At 46.3% G+C, this 19968-nt stretch carries 15 protein-coding genes; 6 read left to right on the top strand and 9 right to left on the bottom strand.

Annotated features, from left to right (window positions below):
* Positions 1–31 precede the first annotated feature (31 nt).
* Entirely contained in the window at positions 32–1015 is a 984-nt protein-coding gene (locus tag GSQ66_RS13675; protein WP_162427979.1) for an isopenicillin N synthase family dioxygenase, read from the bottom strand.
* A 102-nt stretch (positions 1016–1117) separates the two neighbouring features.
* Between GSQ66_RS13675 and GSQ66_RS13670 the strand changes: the two genes are divergently transcribed.
* Complete coding sequence (locus tag GSQ66_RS13670; RefSeq protein ID WP_162427978.1) at positions 1118–1957, top strand: hypothetical protein; 840 nt, start codon at positions 1118–1120, stop codon at positions 1955–1957.
* Positions 1958–2890: 933 nt separating this feature from the next.
* Here GSQ66_RS13670 and floA read toward each other — a convergent pair.
* From floA to proS, 3 genes are all read right to left on the bottom strand, one after another.
* On the bottom strand, positions 2891–3883 hold the full coding sequence (gene floA / locus GSQ66_RS13665; protein WP_162427977.1) for a flotillin-like protein FloA: 993 nt from the start codon (positions 3881–3883) through the stop codon (positions 2891–2893).
* Positions 3884–3893: 10 nt separating this feature from the next.
* Positions 3894–4367, bottom strand: a complete 474-nt coding sequence (locus tag GSQ66_RS13660; protein ID WP_162427976.1) for an NfeD family protein — start codon at positions 4365–4367, stop codon at positions 3894–3896.
* A 648-nt stretch (positions 4368–5015) separates the two neighbouring features.
* On the bottom strand, positions 5016–6494 hold the full coding sequence (gene proS / locus GSQ66_RS13655; protein WP_162427975.1) for a proline--tRNA ligase: 1479 nt from the start codon (positions 6492–6494) through the stop codon (positions 5016–5018).
* Positions 6495–6678: 184 nt separating this feature from the next.
* On the opposite strand from proS, the gene GSQ66_RS13650 reads away from it, so the two are divergent.
* The 4 genes from GSQ66_RS13650 (at position 6679) to GSQ66_RS13635 (ending at position 12903) form a co-directional block, all read left to right on the top strand.
* Positions 6679–7935: a hypothetical protein gene (locus GSQ66_RS13650; RefSeq protein WP_162427974.1), complete on the top strand. Its 1257-nt coding sequence runs from the start codon at positions 6679–6681 to the stop codon at positions 7933–7935.
* 28 nt (positions 7936–7963) lie between these two features.
* Positions 7964–9523: an OmpP1/FadL family transporter gene (locus GSQ66_RS13645; RefSeq protein ID WP_162427973.1), complete on the top strand. Its 1560-nt coding sequence runs from the start codon at positions 7964–7966 to the stop codon at positions 9521–9523.
* A gap of 171 nt (positions 9524–9694) precedes the next feature.
* On the top strand, positions 9695–11932 hold the full coding sequence (locus GSQ66_RS13640; RefSeq protein WP_162427972.1) for a S9 family peptidase: 2238 nt from the start codon (positions 9695–9697) through the stop codon (positions 11930–11932).
* 179 nt (positions 11933–12111) lie between these two features.
* Positions 12112–12903: a hypothetical protein gene (locus GSQ66_RS13635; protein ID WP_162427971.1), complete on the top strand. Its 792-nt coding sequence runs from the start codon at positions 12112–12114 to the stop codon at positions 12901–12903.
* A 4-nt stretch (positions 12904–12907) separates the two neighbouring features.
* Here GSQ66_RS13635 and GSQ66_RS13630 read toward each other — a convergent pair whose 3' ends face one another.
* From GSQ66_RS13630 to GSQ66_RS13610, 5 genes are all read right to left on the bottom strand, one after another.
* Entirely contained in the window at positions 12908–13774 is an 867-nt protein-coding gene (locus tag GSQ66_RS13630) for a RelA/SpoT domain-containing protein (protein ID WP_162427970.1), read from the bottom strand.
* A 204-nt stretch (positions 13775–13978) separates the two neighbouring features.
* Positions 13979–15853, bottom strand: coding sequence for a chloride channel protein (locus GSQ66_RS13625; protein ID WP_162427969.1), 1875 nt, complete (start codon positions 15851–15853; stop codon positions 13979–13981).
* A 274-nt stretch (positions 15854–16127) separates the two neighbouring features.
* Entirely contained in the window at positions 16128–17573 is a 1446-nt protein-coding gene (locus GSQ66_RS13620) for an aldehyde dehydrogenase (RefSeq protein ID WP_162427968.1), read from the bottom strand.
* 82 nt (positions 17574–17655) lie between these two features.
* Positions 17656–18228 carry a hypothetical protein gene (locus GSQ66_RS13615; protein ID WP_162427967.1) on the bottom strand — a complete coding sequence of 191 codons (573 nt, stop codon included), beginning with the start codon at positions 18226–18228 and terminating at the stop codon, positions 17656–17658.
* A gap of 74 nt (positions 18229–18302) precedes the next feature.
* Positions 18303–19091, bottom strand: coding sequence for an SDR family oxidoreductase (locus GSQ66_RS13610; protein WP_162427966.1), 789 nt, complete (start codon positions 19089–19091; stop codon positions 18303–18305).
* A 120-nt stretch (positions 19092–19211) separates the two neighbouring features.
* On the opposite strand from GSQ66_RS13610, the gene GSQ66_RS13605 reads away from it, so the two are divergent.
* Positions 19212–19751, top strand: coding sequence for a 3-hydroxyanthranilate 3,4-dioxygenase (locus tag GSQ66_RS13605; protein WP_162427965.1), 540 nt, complete (start codon positions 19212–19214; stop codon positions 19749–19751).
* Positions 19752–19968 lie beyond the last annotated feature (217 nt).

Here is a 19968-nt window from a genome sequence, read left to right as displayed (position 1 = left end):
CTCTCTTTTAAATATTTCAAAATAGTAATACCTAAGCTTTCTTAAGGCCAAGTTCTATCAGGCGCTCGGTCAGGTATTCGCCTGCTGTGGCATCCGGGTACGCCTTCGGGTTCTGCTCATCTATACAGCTTTCCAGGCAGGTAAGGTCCATTTCGGAACGTGGGTGCATAAAGAACGGAATAGAGAAGCGTGAAGTGTGCATCAGCTCGCGCGGCGGGTTAACTACACGGTGTATGGTAGACTTCAGCTTGTTGTTGGTCAGACGCGCTAACATATCACCTACGTTCACAATTACCTGCTCTGGCAGGGCTGTTATCGGTATCCACTGGCCATCGCGGCGTAGTACCTGCAAACCATCAGCACTGGCACCCATCAGCAACGTGATCAGGTTAATGTCGCCATGCTCGGCAGCACGTACGGCATCCGCTGGTACGCTGTCCGGGTCCTCGATAGGGAAGTAATGGATCGGGCGCAGAATGCTGTTGCCGAATTTCACCTTCTCGTCAAAGTAGTTTTCTTCCAGGCCCAGGTGAATGGCAATGGCACGCAGCACCTCTTTACCGGCAGTTTCCAGTTTACGGTAAGCCTCAAGCGTTACTTCTTTAAACTCGGGTACTTCCGTCGGGAAAACGTTTTCAGGATATTCTTCTTTGATCGGGTCGTTGTCCGGAATATCGCTCAACTCCTGGCCAATATGATAAAACTCTTTTAAGTCGCCGGTGTTAAAGCCTTTTGCTTTTTCTTTGAACTTACCCACATAGCCACGCTGCCCGGCTAATCCTGGTATTTCATATTTCTGCTTTTCTTCATCAGGCAAAGCAAAAAACTTTTTAGTAGCAGCATACAGCCTTTCAGTCAGCTCATCGCTCAGGCCATGGTTACGGAGGGCAATAAATCCTATATTTTGATACGCATCACCCAATTTCTTCACAAATCGAGCCCTTCTTTCAGCGTCACCTGACGTAAAATCCGCTAAGTCCAGAGACGGAATTTCGTCGAACAAAATTTCACTCATATTATTTTGCTGTATACTTTTTTGTGTTGTTCACGTAGTTCGCAATATACGAAAAAAATAAATTCACTAACTTAGCTCAATTGCTAACCTAATCTCTTACAGATGAAAAAAACCTACCTTGGCCTGGCAGCTGCCCTGTTGCTGGGTGTTACAGCGTGCGATACCGCACGACAGACGCAGGATGCTGAGAACCAGACGCCTGTAGTTACCACAACTAACACCGGGCCAACTCCTTCCGGAGCAATTATGAGCAAGAACGGCCTGCGCGTTTACGCGTTCGACGACTCGCAGCAATATCCGGAATCGGCGCTGCGCCTGAACACACCACCGGCAGGTGGCCTTGTGGAGCCTGGTCCTGTAGAATTTAACTACAGCCTGTCGAACTACCAGCTTACCCGCATGACGCCGCACTCTAACGCAGAGCATATGGCCAATTCACAGCAGGGCCAGCATATTCATAACATAGTTGATAATGAACCATATACGGCACATTACGAAACTACGTTTACAAAAGACCTGAAGGAAGGCGACCACGTGATCCTGTCGTTCCTTTCACGTTCTTACCACGAGAGCTTAAAGCACAAAGGGGCGTATGACCTGCGTATGGTTACAGCCGGTAAGCCAGCTGAGCGTATGAACTTTGATCTGAAAGCGCCGCATATGTTCTACAGTCGTCCGAAAGGGGAGTACGTAGGCAAGGATACCGAAAAGATCATGCTGGATTTTTACCTGGTGAACACTGATTTATCGCCGACTGGTAACAAGGTACGTGCAACTATAAATGGTACTGAGTTTATGCTGGACCGTTGGCTGCCATACCTTATAGAAGGTCTGCCAATGGGCGAGACAACTATAAAACTGGAGCTGCTGGACAACAATGGCAATGTACTGCCTGGTCCGTACAATACCGTAGAGCGTAAGATTACGCTGAAGGAAAGTTAAGAAGTTAAGATTTCTGATAAAGAAGAAGGCCGGTACTGTAATCAGTATCGGCCTTCTCTTTTTGTAGTCGGTTCTATAGTTTCTCTTTTGTCATTTCGAACATAGTGAGAAATCTAAGTTCTATAGTTCTAGCCTGTATAATCCGAATCAAGCTATCCTTCTATAGTTACTTCTAATCCTGGGAGCTCTACTTGCCTACAGTTTCAATCTAGCTTTGGTGCCCTCACGGCCGGGAGGCCCCGTCTTTGGGCATCGCGCGGTGTACATTTCCTTTGCTCGTTCCTCGCAATGCCTTACGGGACCGGAAATCTACAAGGCGCTCAACCCAAAGACTGCGATCAGCTCGATAGTTAAACTATAGTTGAGTGATAAGCTATAGTTGCATCGTTTTACCGTGGCCAAAGTTTAGTAGGGACAGGTAAACCTGTCCTTCTCATGATAAGTAACTATAGAAAACTCAGATTTCTCCTTTCGACGAAATGACAGATTGAAAAGCAGTAGCAGAAAGTCCCCCTTTGAAGGGCGAAGGGGATGACAAACAGTAGCTATAGAACTGTAAATGCCAACTATAGCAGAAATTCCCCTCTTGGGAGGGGCAGGGGTGGGTTAAAACGGCAACTATAAAACTATAACTCCAACTATAGCGATAATCTTAATCCCAGCAATCCCTTAAATCTCACTTAATCCCGGTTCAGACTATTCCTGCCGGGCTTGTTGAGTTACAAACTCAACACTATTCCACGTCACGAGCGGGGAGGCTCGCGCCAGCATAAAGAACTATAAAACTATAATCTAAACTATAGCTTATAAAAAAAACTCTCCTGTTTGGGAGCAATGGCCCTCTTTTAAAGGGGAAGGCTGGTTTGAGGTAAAACAAAAAAGCCGGAACATATTGCTGTTCCGGCTTTTTACTGATTCATAGTTGCCTATAAATTAATCTTTTGGCTTATTTGATCCACCAGTGGTTTGGTCTGGGCTGGCGATAGAATTGCGCATGTCTGTGTCGGACTGTATATTCTGCATTTTATAGTAGTCCATAATACCCAGGTTACCGCTACGGAAAGCAGCTGCGATGGCCTGCGGTATCTCTACTTCGGCGGCAATAACCGACGCGCGGGCTTCCTGTGCTTTGGCCTTCATTTCCTGCTCAACGGCAATCGCCATGGCGCGGCGTTCTTCGGCTTTCGCTTCGGCTACTTTTAAATCTGCGTTAGCCTGGTCTATCTGTAGTTTGGCGCCAATGTTTTCGCCTACATCAATGTCTGCAATATCAATTGAGAGAATCTCATAAGCAGTTCCGGCATCCAGGCCTTTCTGCAGTACAAGTTTCGAGATCATGTCAGGGTTTTCGAGTACGCTTTTATGAGATATTGACGAGCCGATAGAGGTAACGATACCTTCTCCAACACGGGCAAGTATTGTTTCTTCGCCGGCGCCACCTACCAGTCGCATAATGTTGGCCCGAACCGTAACACGAGCCTTGGCAACAAGCTGGATGCCGTCCTGTGCAACAGCCGCTACGTTAGGCGTATTGATCACTTTAGGGTTTACCGATGTTGTTACTGCCTCAAACACGTTACGGCCTGCCAGGTCTATAGCAGTTGCCTGTTTAAACGATAACGGAATATTGGCTTTATCTGCAGAAATAAGGGCTTTAATAACAGTAGGTACATTACCGCCGGCCAGGTAATGGGTTTCGAGTTCGGTGCTTGTAAGGTTAATGCCTGCTTTGCTCGAGTTGATCATCGAGTTTACGATCAGGCTTGGCGGCACTTTACGGATGCGCATAAACACTAGCTCCAGTAAACTAATCCTGACACCAGAGAATAATGCGGTTATCCAGAGGCTAATCGGGAAAAAGTATAAAAAGATCAGGAGTAGTATAATACCGCCTGCTATTAAAAAAATTACGGATAGGTTTTCCATTTGTAAAGGGTTAGCTAACTTCTTCTACTGTTATTTTATTATGATTAAGACTGATAATGCGGATTTGAGTATTGGGCGCTAAGAACTCGCCTTTGGTTTGCACCTCATGTTGCTGATCATTAAAAAGGCCTGTTCCCTGGGGGCGCAAAGCCGATACCGTTACGCCGGTTTCGCCTATTTGCAGCGTATGCGGATGTTCGTCATTTACCCTGCCTTTGTTCTGGTCGTTCAGCGCAAACCTGGACCAGGCATCTGTCCGGAAACTATAAAAAAATGCCACACCCGCTATGAGCACAGATGACCCGAGTATGAGATGACCTGTAGTTGTACCTAAAGCTGCATAACCGATCCAGATGCCGATGCCTGCCAGTACAAAACCAAGAATACCAATAAGAGTAGTGCCCGGAATAAACACCAGTTCCACAATGATCAGGAGCAGCCCGATTGCGATAAGTAAGATTACAGTTACCCAGTCTAGTAGCATAGGAGGTGGCTTGTTAGGTAAATATAGTGATTTTTAGATCAAACTGCGAATTATTGTAGGTTGATTATGGGATAGTATCAGGGTTGCATCGTTTACTTTCCTTTTGTCTTTTCGACCATTACTGAGACGCGAGTCGAAGAGAGGCAGTGTAGTGTGAAGATTTTTTGTTCTATAGTTGCCAGACCTGGCAGCGTGCGCAGCTCCTGCCAGTGTCTATGCTATAGTTCTATAGTCGAAAGCTTTAGTTTTATAGTTACGTCTTTAAACCCTGAAACAAGACGCAAAGTATTGCGTCTCTACAATCCTATTCTGTAGGGACAGGTCGCGACCTGTCCGTGGGGAAGGCTATAACTATAGAATTATAGTTTGAAAATTGGTAAAGGCAGAAAAAGCTTCCCGCTTTGGACTACCAGGAACGAGAGTTCGAAGGTAGCGAGCGTAGCTCTGAGGGGCCAGGGGTGTTTGGATAACGGCAACTATAGAGCAAGCCTGGGCACTGGCATGAGCTACGCAAACTGCCAAGTCTAAATCCTGAAAATCCTTTAATCCTGAAAATCCTGATTCAGACAAAAAAGCCCCGCTCCTTTAACAGAAGCGGGGCTTTAGCTATAGTTTGCTGATTCAACAATCAGCGATTAGAATCAGCAATTAATAAGCTTTAGCAAAATATACACGACGCTTGCTTGGTTTGCCGGTTACCATATCAACACCATCTTCATCAGGCGTATTAAGGGCAATGCAGCGTATAGTTGCTTTGGTTTCTTCTTTAATGCGTTCTTCCGTTTCCGGAGTGCCATCCCAGTGGGCTAACACAAATCCGCCTTTCGTTTCCAGCACTTCTTTAAACTCTTCGTAGCTGTCTACTTTGGTCGTATGCTCTTCTCTATAGTTCAGGGCTTTGTTATAAATGCTCTCCTGTATCTCGTCAAGTAAAGCAGGGATGTAAGTAGCCAGGCCGTCGAATTGTTGAGAGCTTTTCTCTTTGGTGTCGCGGCGAACAACTTCGGCTGTGCCATTTTCCAGGTCGCGCGCTCCTATAGCAAGGCGAACCGGTACACCTTTCAGTTCCCATTCGGCAAATTTAAAGCCCGGGCGCTCGTTATCACGATCGTCAAATTTCACGCTGATGCCTTTCGCTTCCAGTTCTTTCTTAAGCTTTAACACTTTTTCGCTGATCTGGGCAAGCTGCTCTTCACCTTTATAGATCGGAACGATAACAACCTGGATCGGAGCCAGCTTTGGAGGTAATACTAACCCTTCGTCATCAGAGTGAGCCATTACCAGCGCGCCCATCAAACGGGTACTTACGCCCCACGATGTTCCCCAAACGTATTCCAGCCCACCGTCTTTGGTCGCAAACTTCACATCAAATGCTTTGGCAAAGTTCTGGCCCAGGAAGTGCGATGTACCAGCCTGTAAGGCCTTACCATCCTGCATCATACCTTCTATACAATATGTTTCAAGGGCACCGGCAAAGCGCTCGTTCGGTGTTTTTATACCTCTTATAACCGGAAGGGCAATATACTGCTCGGCAAACGTAGCATATACTTCCAGCATCTGCTCTGTTTCGGCAATGGCTTCTTCGGCAGTAGCGTGAGCGGTGTGGCCTTCCTGCCATAAGAACTCAGCAGTTCTCAAAAACAAACGTGTACGCATTTCCCAACGCACCACGTTAGCCCACTGGTTTATAAGCAGCGGCAGGTCGCGGTAGCTTTGTATCCAGCCTTTATAGGTGTTCCAGATAACAGCTTCTGAAGTTGGTCGAACAATTAGTTCTTCTTCGAGTTTAGCATTTGGGTCTACGCGCAGTTTGCCTGGTTTATCAGGGTCGTTCTGCAGGCGGTAATGGGTAACTACAGCACACTCTTTTGCAAAGCCTTCGGCGTTCTGCTCTTCGGCCTCGAACAAGCTTTTGGGCACAAACAGCGGGAAGTATGCATTCTGGTGGCCGGTAGCCTTAAACATATCGTCCAGCTGACGCTGCATTTTCTCCCAGATAGCATAACCGTAAGGCTTTATAACCATACAACCACGCACAGCGGAGTTCTCGGCAAGCCCTGCTTTTTTCACCAGTTCGTTATACCATAAGGAGTAATCTTCGCTTCTTTTTGGTAGCCCTTTGCTCATTTTTAAAATAATTTATAGTATATTCTTAATTGTAGATGCTTTTGGAATAATAATTGCTACAGTTTCGATAACAATTTAGACATCAATACAGCTCAAAATTACGTTAATATATTATACTATTGATAAGGTTTTGCGCCATTGTGTTTATATCTTTGATATAGAAGGAGTTTTACATCAGCAGGTCATGAAAAAGTTTACAATCTTAACGATAGCCCCGGCGCTTGCTCTGTTTGCAGTTGGTTGCAGCAGCCCTAACGCTATGCAGTCTACGGAGTACGATGATATGTACTATAGCACTGCCGACAGAACCGAATACGTACAGCCAGCCCAGCAAACGTATGCAGACGCAGAGCAGCAAACCGAGGCAGGCACTGAAGAAGGTGTAACAAACCCCGAATATTCTGAAAAAAGCAGTGCTGCTACCGATAACTATTATGGAGACGAATATTACGATGGCCGTGAATATGATCAGCGCGATAACTGGTATCGCCCAAGCTATTCATTTGTAGATCCTTCCTGGGCTTACGATCCTTATCCGAGCTACTACGACAGCTATAGTTATAACAGATCCTACCGCCATCGTTACGCAGATCCGTTCTACGACCCATTCTATTATGATCCATTCTTCTACGATCCTTTTGCTTACAGACCTTACTGGAGAAATGGTGTATCTATATCAATAAGCTATCATTATGGCTGGGGTGGTGGCTACTATGGCCGGTACAACCCTTATTATGGCTACGGCCGGTACTACAACTCCTGGAACCCATATTACAACAACTATTACGGAGGCTACTATGGCCACCAGTATGTGTATGATTACCCTGGTTACAACAACCCGCGCAAAGTGCAGTATGGCCCGCGTGGCGAACGTGGTGGTGTAGTAACACGAGACACACAGCGTGAAGGCAGAACAGAAAGAGGTACATTAACAGAAAGCAGGGAGCAGCGCGCAGGTCAGGGGCGTCCGGCCAGAACAACAGAGCGTACTCGTCCGCAGACTACCGAAAAAAGCAAAGACGTAATAACTACGCGCCCGGGCCGGGAAACTACAAGACCGCGAAACAGCGACGTAAACCGCCCGGCACGTGAGGAACGTACTACAAGGCAACAACAGTTTAATGATGAAGCGCAGCCTGCAACCCGCGAGGTAGAACCGCGCACGCGCCAGACTAAACCAGCAACACGCCAGCCGGAGCAGCGCACTACCCGCGAAACTCCGCGCCGTGAGTACCGCCAGCAGCAGCGCAACACCGAAGCACGACCAGCTGTAATTCAACGCACCGAAACTACCCGTCCACGTGAAACAACGCGTTCTTACGAGCAGCGAGAGGTACGCAGGTCAGAGCCGGCACCTGCACGCAGCAGTGGCAGTTCCGGAAGCAGCAGTGGAAGTAGTTCCGGCAGTAAAAGTGGCGGCCGACCGCCAAGAGGTAATTAACCCTTTTCAGTAAACGAACCACATGAAAATGAATAAGCTATTTTCTGCCAGCCTGGCGCTACTGCTAGGCTGGAGCGGAACCGCTTTGGCTCAGAACGAGGAAGACGCCCTGCGTTACACCCGTCTTGGCCTTCAGGGTTCTGCCCGCATACAAGGTATTGGCGGTGCGCAAACAGCACTTGGCGCCGATATTTCAACAATATCTGTAAACCCGGCTGGCCTGGGCATGTTCCGCAGATCTGAGGCAAATCTGAGCCTTGGCTTTACTAACAACAGCACCAATTCCCTGTTTGCCGGGCGAAATACACCTGATAATCGTTCTACCATCAACATTCCGCAGGCAGGTGTCGTGTTCAGTAACCGTAAAGACGACAACGAAAGTGGCGACTGGCGCGGATCTACTTTCGGTATAAGCATGTCCCGGATCAACAACTTTAATAATCGTAGCAGCTACAATGGTACTGTACAACCTCCCAATACTATAGTTGATTATTTTGCAGAGCAGGCAATTTTAAATGGCCGTACTGAAGCTGATCTGGATAATGAGTATGATAGAGGAATTACTTCGCTAGAAGGTTTAGCTTATGGGGCTTTCTTAATAAATTTTGAAGATATATATGGTAATACCGTATTAGATGCTAACCCGCTGTTTAGTGAAGGCGATATCGACCAGATAGAAGAGTTGGAACGACGTGGTTCACAGAACCAAATTGACTTGGCTTTTGGTACCAGCTTTAGAGATAAAGTTTATCTGGGAGCATCGATAGGCATTGTATCATCGAAGTTTACGCAGGAAAGAATATTCCGCGAATCAGGATATTTTATTGAACGACTTCGGAAGATAGATGAAGAAACAGATGAAATAGTATCGGACGGTACTTACAATTTGGAACTGCGTGATGAATTTACCACTGAAGGTGCAGGAGTAAATCTGAAAATAGGGGTTATAGTTAGACCGATTGATGCACTGCGTTTCGGCTTGAGCATACAGACACCTACTGCTTACACCTTAAACGAAACCTATACTAGATCTCTTTACTCAACTATAGACACAGATTTTGGAAAAGACAACTATAGTGCTGTTGAGTTACCAGGCGAGTTTTCCTATAATTTGACTACACCGTTCCGCGCGAATGGCGGAGTAGCTGTATTTTTAGGTAAGTATGGCTTTATAACTGCCGATGCAGAATTTGTAGACTATAGCAACATGCGTTTTTCGGAAGATGAAGATGGCGGCGGTTTTGGAAGTTACTTCAGTGGCGTGAACAGCCGCATAAACGATACTTACAAGTCTGCGATGAACTATAGAATCGGGGCAGAAGGCCGCTATGAGGTGTTCAGGTTGCGTGCCGGTTATGCTATTTCCGAAAGCCCTTACAAAAACAGCTCTTTTGATGCGAAAATAAACACCTTCACGCTTGGTGCCGGTGTGCGTCTGCAAAACTATTATGCTGATATCGCCTATGCCCGCTCAAACGGCAACAGCCGCTACTCACCTTACACGTTCGATAATGGGGAAGGCAGCCCTATAATAGATCAAGAAAATGAGCAGAGCAATGTAATGTTTACAGTTGGATTAAACTTTTAACTAAAATACTTCCAGTTTAAAAAGCGCAGGGCTTATGGCCAGGCGCTTTTTGCTTTTACAAGCTATAGTTATACTTTAGGTATGTTACGGTTATGGTTTTAGCTGTAAAGTATGGCAGAACAATATTATTCACCTAAATTAGGGGAGCTAAACTAAAAAAATACGAATCGCATGCATATCAAACTCAGATCAAACCTTTTGGCTGCTATGTTGCTTTGCTTCGCTTTTGTGGCGCAGGCGCAGCAGAAAAAAGACATCACCCTGGAAGATATCTACCGCAAAGGTACATTCAGAACCCAGTCGGTATATGGTGTAAACTGGATGAAAGACGGCCAGTACTATAGTTCTACCGTGGCAGACGAGAAGAACAAGGTTGCCGATATTGTAAAGTATGATGTAACCACAGGCAAACCGGTAAGCACTATTATAGAAGGCGAAAACCTGAAGCCCGAAGGAAGCAGCACACCAATTAAGTTCGATAACTATACGTTCTCTTCTGATGAGCAGAAGGTGCTTTTCTCTACCGACACCGAGCAGATCTACCGCCGTTCCTCTAAAGCCGAGTTCTATATCTACGACATTGCTTCTAAAAAACTGACCAAGCTAAGCAACGGAGGCAAGCAACTATACGCTACTTTCTCGCCGGATGCAAAGCGTGTTGCCTTTGCCCGCGACAACAACATGTTTGTGACCGACTTAAGCAACATGAAGGAGACGCAGATCACTACCGATGGTAAATTTAATTCCATCATTAACGGTTCTGCGGACTGGGTTTACGAAGAAGAATTCTCTTTTGCGCAGGGCTTCCACTGGTCGCCGGATGGTAAAAAGATCGCGTTCTATACATTTGATGAGACCAACGTACCGGAGTTTAACATGCAGATGTGGGGCGAACTATACCCACAGGACTACAAATTTAAATACCCGAAACCAGGCGAGGCTAACTCTAAAGTCAACGTATCGGTGTATGATGTGGCCAGCGCTAAAACTATAAAGATGGATACCGGCAATGAAACCGATATCTATATTCCGCGCATTAAATGGACAAACAACCCCAACCTGCTGTCTATTCAGAAAATGAACCGCCTGCAGAACACCCTGGAGATACTGCATGCAAACGCTACAACCGGTAAAGCCGATGTAGTACTGAAAGAAACCGACAAGGCTTACATTGACATTACAGACGACCTGACTTACCTGAAAGATGGCAAGCACTTTATTCATAGTTCTGAAGTGAAAGGTTTTAACCACCTGTATCTGTACAACATGAACGGTAAACTGGTGCGCCAGATCACGAATGGTAACTGGGAAGTAAGCAGCTACGAAGGCTACGACGAGAAAAACGATCGCCTGTATTATATGTCTACTGAAGTTTCGCCATTGGAGCGCCACCTGTACAGCATCAGCAGCAAAGGCAAAAACAAAAAGCGCCTGACTACTACTGCCGGTACGCACCGCGTAAACCTGAGCAACGACTTTAAATATTTCCTGGACTATAGCTCTGCTGCCAACCAGGTGCCTGTTGTTGCGCTGCATACAGCCAAAGATGGCAAGCTGATAAAGATGCTGGAAGATAACCAGAAGCTGAAAAACACACTGGACCAGTTTAACATCGCCAAGCAGGAATTCTTTACCATGAAGACTGCTGACGGCACACAACTGAACGGCTGGATGATTAAACCAACGGATTTTGACCCGAACAAAAAGTACCCGGTACTGATGTTTGTGTATGGTGGTCCAGGCTCACAGACAGTAACTAACAGCTGGGGTGGTACAAACTACCTGTGGTACCAGGTGCTGGCAAGCAAAGGAATGATCGTGGTAAGCGTGGATAACCGTGGCACGGGTGCCCGTGGCGCTGAATTTAAGAAAACAACCTACGCTAACCTGGGTAAATACGAAATAGAAGACCAGATTGAAGCTGCGAAATGGCTGGGCAACCAGTCGTATGTAGACAAGAACCGCATCGGTATCTGGGGCCATAGCTATGGTGGCTATATGACGTTACTGGGCTTAACCAAAGGCAACGGTGTGTTTGCGGCCGGTATTTCAGTAGCGCCTGTTACCAACTGGAGATATTATGATACGATCTACACGGAGCGCTTTCTGAAAACGCCGCAGGAGAATGCCGCCGGTTACGACGATAACTCACCGCTGTTCTTTGCCGATAAGCTACAAGGCGAACTTTTATTGATCCACGGTACAGGAGATGACAACGTACACTTCCAGAATGCTGTAGCGATGCAGGATGCCCTGATCAGTGCCAACAAGCAGTTCGAAAGCTTCTACTACCCGAACCGTAACCACGGCGTGGGTGGTGGTGTAACTTCGCTGCACCGCTTCACGATGATGACGGACTTCCTGGAGCGTAAGCTTATCAACCCAGCTGACGGGAAGCAAAACCAGTAAGTAGATTATAAACTATAGTTAAAAGGCCTGCCGGAAACGGCGGGCCTTTTTCGTTTAAGTGGATTACAGTATTGTTGTTGCCAAATAGTAAGTGGTTAAATTTTAATGAGTTAACAGGGTTTTATTTTTGAATTAACAACTATATTTATCCCTCTGTTCCGCACTCAAACTATAAAACTATGAAAATCACGATGCTGCTCATGCTTCCACTGCTGCTATGCGCTTTGCAGGCTACCAACACTACCCGCGACAAAGCACTTGAAAGCCTAGCCAACGCCGAACGCAACTTTGCTGCCGCCTCTCTTAAGAAAGGATTTCATAAAGCTTTTGTGGATAATATGGCTGACGACGGAATTGTATTCGCGCCAACGCCAACCAACGGCAAAAAGCTGCACTCCGAAGCTCCCGCAAGCAAAGCGCTGCTTACCTGGTATCCTGCCTTCTCCGACATTTCTGGTTCGCTGGATTGGGGCTATACTACCGGACCTTATGAATTTAAGGCTAACCCCGAAGACGAAAAGCCAGCCGGTGCCGGTTTCTACTTATCGGTTTGGCGCAAGCAACCAGACGGGAACTGGAAAGCGGCAATTGATATGGGGAATTCATTTTCACCGGATCTGATAAAGCCAGAAAAATACCAGCCTGCTCCAGCGGTAAAAGAAACTATAGGTAAAGGCTCAGAGAAGGATCTGCTGACTTTGGATGTTCAAAAAGTACAGCCATACTACGCTGAAACACTGATTTACCGGCACGGCGAATATCCATACAGATATAAAGACACACCAGTAGAACAAGAATCAACTATAGTTTACACTAACCTTGGGCATGAGCTTTCGCCTGCTGGGGACATGGCTTATACCTATGGCAGCTACACACAAAATGGAACAACGGGCCATTACCTTAAAGTCTGGAAAATGCTGGATGGAAAATGGAAACTGGTAGCCCATAACCTGGTGCCCGATACAAAATAGATAACTATAGTTCGCTACCTGTCAGTTTAGCCAGGCAGGCATAGAGGTACTGTTTTTCCTGTTGATCAACGGGGAGGTCATCGATGTGGCTGTGCAGCTGCGATACTGTTACTTTTGCTCCTGTTTTGTGGCCTTGCTGATAGTTGTGCAGTTCGTTGGCGAGTGCCTGCATTTGTGTTGCAAGCATATCGGCGTTAGACGTTGATTGGTTTAGTAACCAGAGAAGTCTGTTCAGCAGCTCGTTTGGCTCATGGTCGGGGTACCGGATGCAGTGGTCAATCTCGCTCCAGCCTTCTTCAAACAACGTTTTAACCTGTATCTCAATAAAATATAGTTGCCGGGTGGCCTGTACTTTAATAATGTAGTGCTGTGCTTTATATCCCCGGCTGTTCATCATAACCTTATAGTTCAGGGCGCTGAATTGCTTTGCGTCATGCGTGTCTCCTTCTTTTACATAAGCATACGGCTCCCGCTTCAGCTCCCAGTTTTGCTGTATATAGTTGGCTATGTTGTGACACGATTGTTTGGAGAGGTGCAGTATACGTACGCCGGCCAGGTCGTTTATGTAAATCGTATAGTTGGCTGCATTTAGGTAGCGGCTGGGGTATTCCTGCTTTTTCCGGATAATCTTTTTGAGCAGGTGCAGTGGCTCCTTTATCCTGTAACGCACCGCATGCACATCTTTATGGCGCAACAGGGTATCCGTTACGAAGGTGGCAATAGTTTTCAGCTCAGCTACGCGGCCAATATAGTCGTTATAGATGGCAAGCAATGTTTCTGCCTCTATGCCTTGTGCCCGCAGGCTTTCCTCACTCTCATTCAGTTCAGAAAGTATATATGGGAGTACAGCTGTCCGTGCGCGGTTTGCCATCTGTCAATCAGGAAGATACTGTTCTATATACAGTACGCTCCTGAAAAAGAAAGGCATAAACATATGGGACAATCTGCTACTCTTCTTTACTCTTTACGCCAAGCTGTGCATTTATTAGTGGTTTTTTTAAGGACAGTTATAGGTATAAAACAGAGTAATGATAATCCGGCTATGTGCTATGCTCCCAGCACTGGCTAAATTCTCTTATTTTTTAGGATTGAATAACTTATTTCCACGCAACAATATTTTAAGGCCTTTTCTGCCCAGCGAAATATTCGGTTGAGTTTGCTCGTGGTCTGCCAAACCGTGCTTGTAAGCGCTTATAATATCCCTGTAAGATAAAATACCAACGATATTGTTATTATCTCTCGAAACGACAGGCAGCACATCAATATTCTCGCTGGCCATCATTTCTACGGCTGTGCGCAGGCTGTTATCAACGGCAACAGAAATATGTTTGCGTTTTACGAGGGTGCCCAGCTTACTTTCGGGGCTATGATGGTTACTGAATAAATTAGACGAACTCAGGATACCTTTAAACTCGCCGGTATTGTTAGAGATAATGAAATAGTTGCTGTTGTAATTTTCTTTCTGTAGCCACTCCCGCACTTCTCCAATACTGTTATCATCGCTTAGCACCAGTCCTTCGGAGGTTATCATCTGCTCTACCGTAATTTTCTCCAGTATGTCCGGCTCATAAGAATGTGGTGTTTTAACGCCTCGGCGGGCAATCTTCTCTGTCATAATGGTGTTCTCCATCACAAAAAAGGAAACCAGGTAAGAGCCGGCGCAGGAGGCCAGTAAAGGAAGCAATGCATTTGCCTGCGATGTGGCTTCTAAGGCAAAGATGATGGAAGTAAGCAAAGCCCTGGAAGCACCTGCAAACATAGCAGACATACCTATTAAGGCAGCAAGCGGAAGCGTGATACCTGATTCCGGGAAAAAGTAAAGGATAACGCTCCCTATAAGTGCGCCGATTGCCCCACCTATAGTTAGCAAAGGTGCCAGCGTTCCGCCCGATGTTCCGCTACCCAGCGCAATAGCCCAGGATAAAAACTTAAACAGGCACAGTGATAATACTACCTGCATGGTCATGCTGCCGGAGAGTAAGTCGGTGATGTTGCTGTAGCCAACGCCTAAGGTGCGTGGGGCAAAGTAACCTACTAAGCCAACAGCCAGGCCACCCATGGCAGGCCACCACATCCAGTGTATCGGTAGTTTCTCGAACATGTCCTCTACCCAATACACAATTTTTGTTGTGAGAACAGAGAGCAGACCGATCAGGATACCGATGATGCTATAAAAGGCAAGCGCGACATTACTCGGTACAGCTACCATATCAGCCATCGGGAAAACAGGACCGGTCTCAAATAGTAAATGATGCCCGGCCGCGCCAGTAATACAGGCCAGCGCTACCGGAATAATGGAACGTGGCGAAAACTCGAATAACAACAGCTCGATAGCCAGGAAAATAGCAGCGATCGGCGTTCCGAAAATAGCTGACATACCTGCCGTGGCACCGGCAGCCAATAATATTTTGCGTTCGTTATGCGTAATTTTCAGGATCTGGCCAAAGGTGGAACCCAGTGCCCCACCAGTAGCTATAATAGGGCCTTCGGCACCAAACGGCCCGCCCGTGCCGATAGCAATAGCTGAAGACAAGGGCTTTAGATAAGTTATAGCAGGGTTTATTTTGCTTTGGTTGGTTAATACCTGCTCCATAGCTTCCGGAATGCCGTGCCCGCGGATGGCTTTAGAGCCGTAAAGTGCCATAAAACCAACTATAAGACCACCAATAGCCGGTATTACAATTACCCAGAGCCCTAAATTATTATCAGCCGGGTTCATGTACTCTACCGAAAACTCCCCGAAGAAGGCAATATTGCTGATGAGATCGATCAGGTAGATCAGGAATTTTGCGATTACGCTGATGCAGGCTGCTGTGAGAACCGCCAGAACAGAAATATACAGCAGCCTTTTTTTGTCCTGTGTTATTCTCGGGCCAATGTTTTCAGATTGCAACGTGGGTGCCAGAGAGACAGAGATAGGAATGCCGTTGTTTAAGTTTTTGGTCGTCATTTTACTATTGCTATACTTAAATGCCTGCACGTTTTGCAGGAAGATGCAGTGCAATTACAAGGTGTTTCCCTGCTTTGCGGGCACAAAGTTAGGTAAAACTCCACAAAAAAGAGTCTCTTTTCATTGTAGCCAGCCAGGAGAGTGTACGGAGTTTTGGAGGTATTCTGTTGAAAATTAACTTGTTATGTGTGAGTTTTGTGGGGTGTGCTTTTTTAAATTAGAACTTATACTTTTTCAATCTGAAACTTGCCGGGCTAGATGGCAAGACTGCTTTCTACAACTTCACACAGATATTCTGAGGCTCGGTAAAGAAACGGAGTGCTTCAAAACCACCTTCACGGCCAACGCCGGAGTTTTTCATGCCGCCGAACGGTGTACGTAAATCGCGCAGAAGCCAGGTGTTGATCCAGACGATGCCGGAATGAACCTGGTGTGCTACGTGGTGGGCCCGTTGTAAATTGTTTGTCCAGATAGTAGCAGCAAGGCCGTAGTCGGTACAGTTGGCGTATTGGATCACTTCTTCTTCCGAGTCAAAAGGCATGAGCGTAACTACCGGTCCGAATATCTCTTCGGTATTGGTGCGGCAGTTGTAAGGCAGGCCTTCAACTATAGTCGGGGCTATAAACCAGCCGTTCTTGCAGCGGCCATCTACCTGTACTTGTTCTCCTCCGGTAAGTATGGTTCCGCCTTCCTGTTTGGCCAGCTCTATGTAAGAAAGCACCTTTTGCATGTGCTGCTCCGATACAACCGCTCCAAGTTTAGAGCCTTCTTCCATCGGGTCGCCCACTTTCATGGTTCTCACCTTCTCTACAAATGCATCCCGAAACTTCTCATAGATTGGGCGTTCAATAAAAATGCGGGAACCGCACAGGCATATCTGTCCCTGGTTGGCAAACGACGAGTGTATAGTTGTATGCAGTGCATTGTTAAAGTCGCAGTCCGCGAAGATGATGTTCGGGTTCTTGCCACCTAACTCAAGTGACAGTTTCTTGAACATCGGAGACGCTGTTGCAGCTATAGTTTTGCCTGTTGCAGTGCCTCCTGTAAACGAGATAACCGGAACTTTAGGGTGAGTCGTCATGGCAGCGCCAACCTTATGACCGTAACCATGCACGATGTTCAGCACACCAGCCGGTAAACCAGCTTCTATACAGATTTCTGATAACAGGAAAGCCGTCATGGGAGTTACTTCTGATGGCTTGGCTACCACGCAATTTCCTGCTGCCAGGGCAGGAGCGATCTTCCAGGTGAACAGGTATAAAGGCAGGTTCCAGGGAGAAATGCAGCCTACTACGCCATGCGGATGACGCACGGTATAGTTGATGGCATCGGTGCCTTCCATGTAATGCGCTTCCGAAGCAAAATGCTGAATGGCTGTACCATAAAAGCGCATGTTGCTGCTGGCCCGTGGTATATCCACCGACTTAGCCAGTTTCAGCGGTTTGCCATTGTCCACAGATTCAGCTTCGGCCAGTTGGTCCAGGTTCTGGTCTATCAGGTCAGCAATGCGCATCAGTATCTGTCCACGTTTTTCGGCCGGCGTTTTAGACCACGCCGGGAAAGCTGCCAACGCAGCCTGCACCGCCTGCTCCACATCCTGCTCATCCGAATCCGGAATCAGAGAATACACTTCGCCAAGCGCCGGGTTATAGTTGTCGATGTACTGCCCGGCCACAGGCATTACCAACTCGCCGTTTATATAGTTATGTATGTGCTGCACTAGTGGGTAATTAATAATGAATAATTAAGAATGTGTATAGTTTTAATTTGAAGTAGCTATGCACAATTGATATTAGTGATAGTTAATCTTCAGTGTTTGGTGGCAAGAACTTTATACCACCAAAATCGCTTTTCCAAACTATAAGTTCTGGGTTATAGTCTCTGTTTTCAATTTTATGTTTCAGAACAACATTTTCTTCTTCTGTAGTTTTTCTGACAGAATAGATGTTGAACTTCTCTTGCCTGAATACATTGATTATTTCCTTGAAATGCTTATTAGTTATAGTATCAGTAGGAGAAGATATTATAGCTGTTACTTTCCGGTGATAACTACTCGAGTCTTGAACCGTGTTTCTAACAAAGCGTACCAAATTATCATCTGTCAATTCTACAAGATCTGAAGTGTTTAGATTCAAAAAAGCCGGGTTCGATGTATCAACTCCTGTTCCGCACCACCCAAAGTCTTTGAACTTGTCATGATAGTACGTTTTACCATTTGTGTACACGATAAAGTTGTGCTGTGCATAAAACAAAGCTGGAGGATGTGGTGGGGCGGAGTCAGATGAATCAATTATTTGTTCTTTGATTACATGATAAACCATTTCAGGCTCTTCAAATAACTTATCTTCAAAAGTATTCCCGATTACCGCAAGCAAAAAGAAAGGCTACTAGAATAAAGTATATTAGGTTCTTTCTCAATGATTTATTCGCTTTAATAGACAATCAACAACTATAAACATCCCGTCCTGCCGCCATCAACCGGCACGTTAATACCGTTGATATAAGCAGCAGCTGGAGTCGCTAAAAACGCAGCGGCGGCGGCAACTTCTTCGGGTTCGGCAAAGCGAAGGGCCGGTATTTCCTTCATCATCTCTTCTTCCATAGTGTCTACTTCAGTAGCGGTTTTCTTCGCTTTGTTTTCGATGATGGATTCCAGGCGACCGGTACGTGTTGCGCCGGGTAGCACGTTGTTTACGGTTATCCCAAATTGCCCCAGCTCGTTTGCCATTGTTTTAGCCCAGCTTGCCACTGCCCCTCGAATAGTATTTGATACACCCAAACCATGCAACGGCTGCTTTACCGAGGTGCTGATGATATTGATGATACGGCCATAGTTGGCTGCCTTCATGCCCGGAATTACCGCTTTTGCCAGCAGGTGGTTCGCGATCAGGTGCTGGTTAAAGGCATCCATAAACTCATCCGAGATAGCTTCGGTAATTGGTCCGCCGGCCGGGCCACCGGTGTTGTTTACCAAAATATGTACGGTTTGCTGCTGGGCCAGGTAGCCCTGTACCTGTATGTTCAGGTTGTAAGGGTCTGTAAAGTCGGCAACTATATAGTCGTGCTGCTGGCCCTGGCTCGTATCCAGGTCTTGTAGTGCTGTTCGTAATTTGTCTTCGTTGCGGGCGGCTAAGGTTACGTTGGCTCCCAGTTGTGCCAGTTCTATGGCAATGGCTTTGCCGATGCCTTGCGTGCTGCCGCAAACTATAGCGCGTTTGTTCTGTAGGTTCAGGTTCATAGTATAAAAGTACGCAAAAGCCTTTAAACTTGCAGCGCTATAGTACAGCCTCTTTCAGTTGCATTACCATTTTTACCAGCTTTTGCGTACCTTCAATTTATCAACCTAACAACTAAAACTATGGCTGTAGCAAAACCTTTCAACTTTAAAAAATGGATTGACGAAAACCGCCACCTGCTTAAACCACCCGTTGGCAACCAGCAGGTGTTTAAAGGCAACGACGATTTTATTGTGATGGTAGTAGGCGGCCCGAATGCCCGCAAAGATTACCATTACGACGAAAGCGAAGAGTTTTTCTACCAGCTTGAAGGCGACATCACCGTAAAAATAATTGATGACGGTAAGCCTGTGGATATCGAGATAAAAGAAGGGGAGATTTTCCTGTTGCCGCCACGTGTACCGCACTCGCCACAGCGCCCTGCCAACACTGTTGGCTTGGTGATAGAGCGCTACCGCCGCGAAGGGGAAAAAGATGGTTTTATGTGGTTTTGCGAGAACTGTGGCAACAAACTGCACGAAGATTTTACCGAAGTAACTGACATCGTAAAGCAGCTGCCAGTAATTATGGGCAATTTCTGGGATGATGAACAGAAGCGCACCTGCAGCAAGTGTGGCGACGTTTTACAGCCACCAGCTAAACCAGCCGAAACAGTAAAGTAAACTATAGGTAATCAAATCGTTATGCAAAGTACAGCAGGTTGAGATCTGCTGTGCTTTGTTGTTTTTATAGTTGAGGTTAATCCATTCTTGCATCATTATTCCTAACATCCATTTATAGTTGCCAGCCTTTTAAACCGGGCTCAAAAACTATCTCTCACAAGTGTTGGCTATAGTTAACGTGCAGGTACACTGCTTATTCTGGTATCTCTTTACTTAG

It is taken from the genome of Pontibacter pudoricolor (assembly GCF_010092985.1).
Classification (GTDB): domain Bacteria; phylum Bacteroidota; class Bacteroidia; order Cytophagales; family Hymenobacteraceae; genus Pontibacter; species Pontibacter pudoricolor.
This window is presented reverse-complemented; position numbering and strand designations above follow the sequence as displayed.

Coding starts and splice junctions, on each gene's coding strand:
- GSQ66_RS13675 (WP_162427979.1), bottom strand. CDS start 1,015: ATGAGTGAAATTTTGTTCGACGAAATTCCGTCTCTGGACTTAGCGGAT.
- GSQ66_RS13670 (WP_162427978.1), top strand. CDS start 1,118: ATGAAAAAAACCTACCTTGGCCTGGCAGCTGCCCTGTTGCTGGGTGTT.
- floA (WP_162427977.1), bottom strand. CDS start 3,883: ATGGAAAACCTATCCGTAATTTTTTTAATAGCAGGCGGTATTATACTA.
- GSQ66_RS13660 (WP_162427976.1), bottom strand. CDS start 4,367: ATGCTACTAGACTGGGTAACTGTAATCTTACTTATCGCAATCGGGCTG.
- proS (WP_162427975.1), bottom strand. CDS start 6,494: ATGAGCAAAGGGCTACCAAAAAGAAGCGAAGATTACTCCTTATGGTAT.
- GSQ66_RS13650 (WP_162427974.1), top strand. CDS start 6,679: ATGAAAAAGTTTACAATCTTAACGATAGCCCCGGCGCTTGCTCTGTTT.
- GSQ66_RS13645 (WP_162427973.1), top strand. CDS start 7,964: ATGAATAAGCTATTTTCTGCCAGCCTGGCGCTACTGCTAGGCTGGAGC.
- GSQ66_RS13640 (WP_162427972.1), top strand. CDS start 9,695: ATGCATATCAAACTCAGATCAAACCTTTTGGCTGCTATGTTGCTTTGC.
- GSQ66_RS13635 (WP_162427971.1), top strand. CDS start 12,112: ATGAAAATCACGATGCTGCTCATGCTTCCACTGCTGCTATGCGCTTTG.
- GSQ66_RS13630 (WP_162427970.1), bottom strand. CDS start 13,774: ATGGCAAACCGCGCACGGACAGCTGTACTCCCATATATACTTTCTGAA.
- GSQ66_RS13625 (WP_162427969.1), bottom strand. CDS start 15,853: ATGACGACCAAAAACTTAAACAACGGCATTCCTATCTCTGTCTCTCTG.
- GSQ66_RS13610 (WP_162427966.1), bottom strand. CDS start 19,091: ATGAACCTGAACCTACAGAACAAACGCGCTATAGTTTGCGGCAGCACG.
- GSQ66_RS13605 (WP_162427965.1), top strand. CDS start 19,212: ATGGCTGTAGCAAAACCTTTCAACTTTAAAAAATGGATTGACGAAAAC.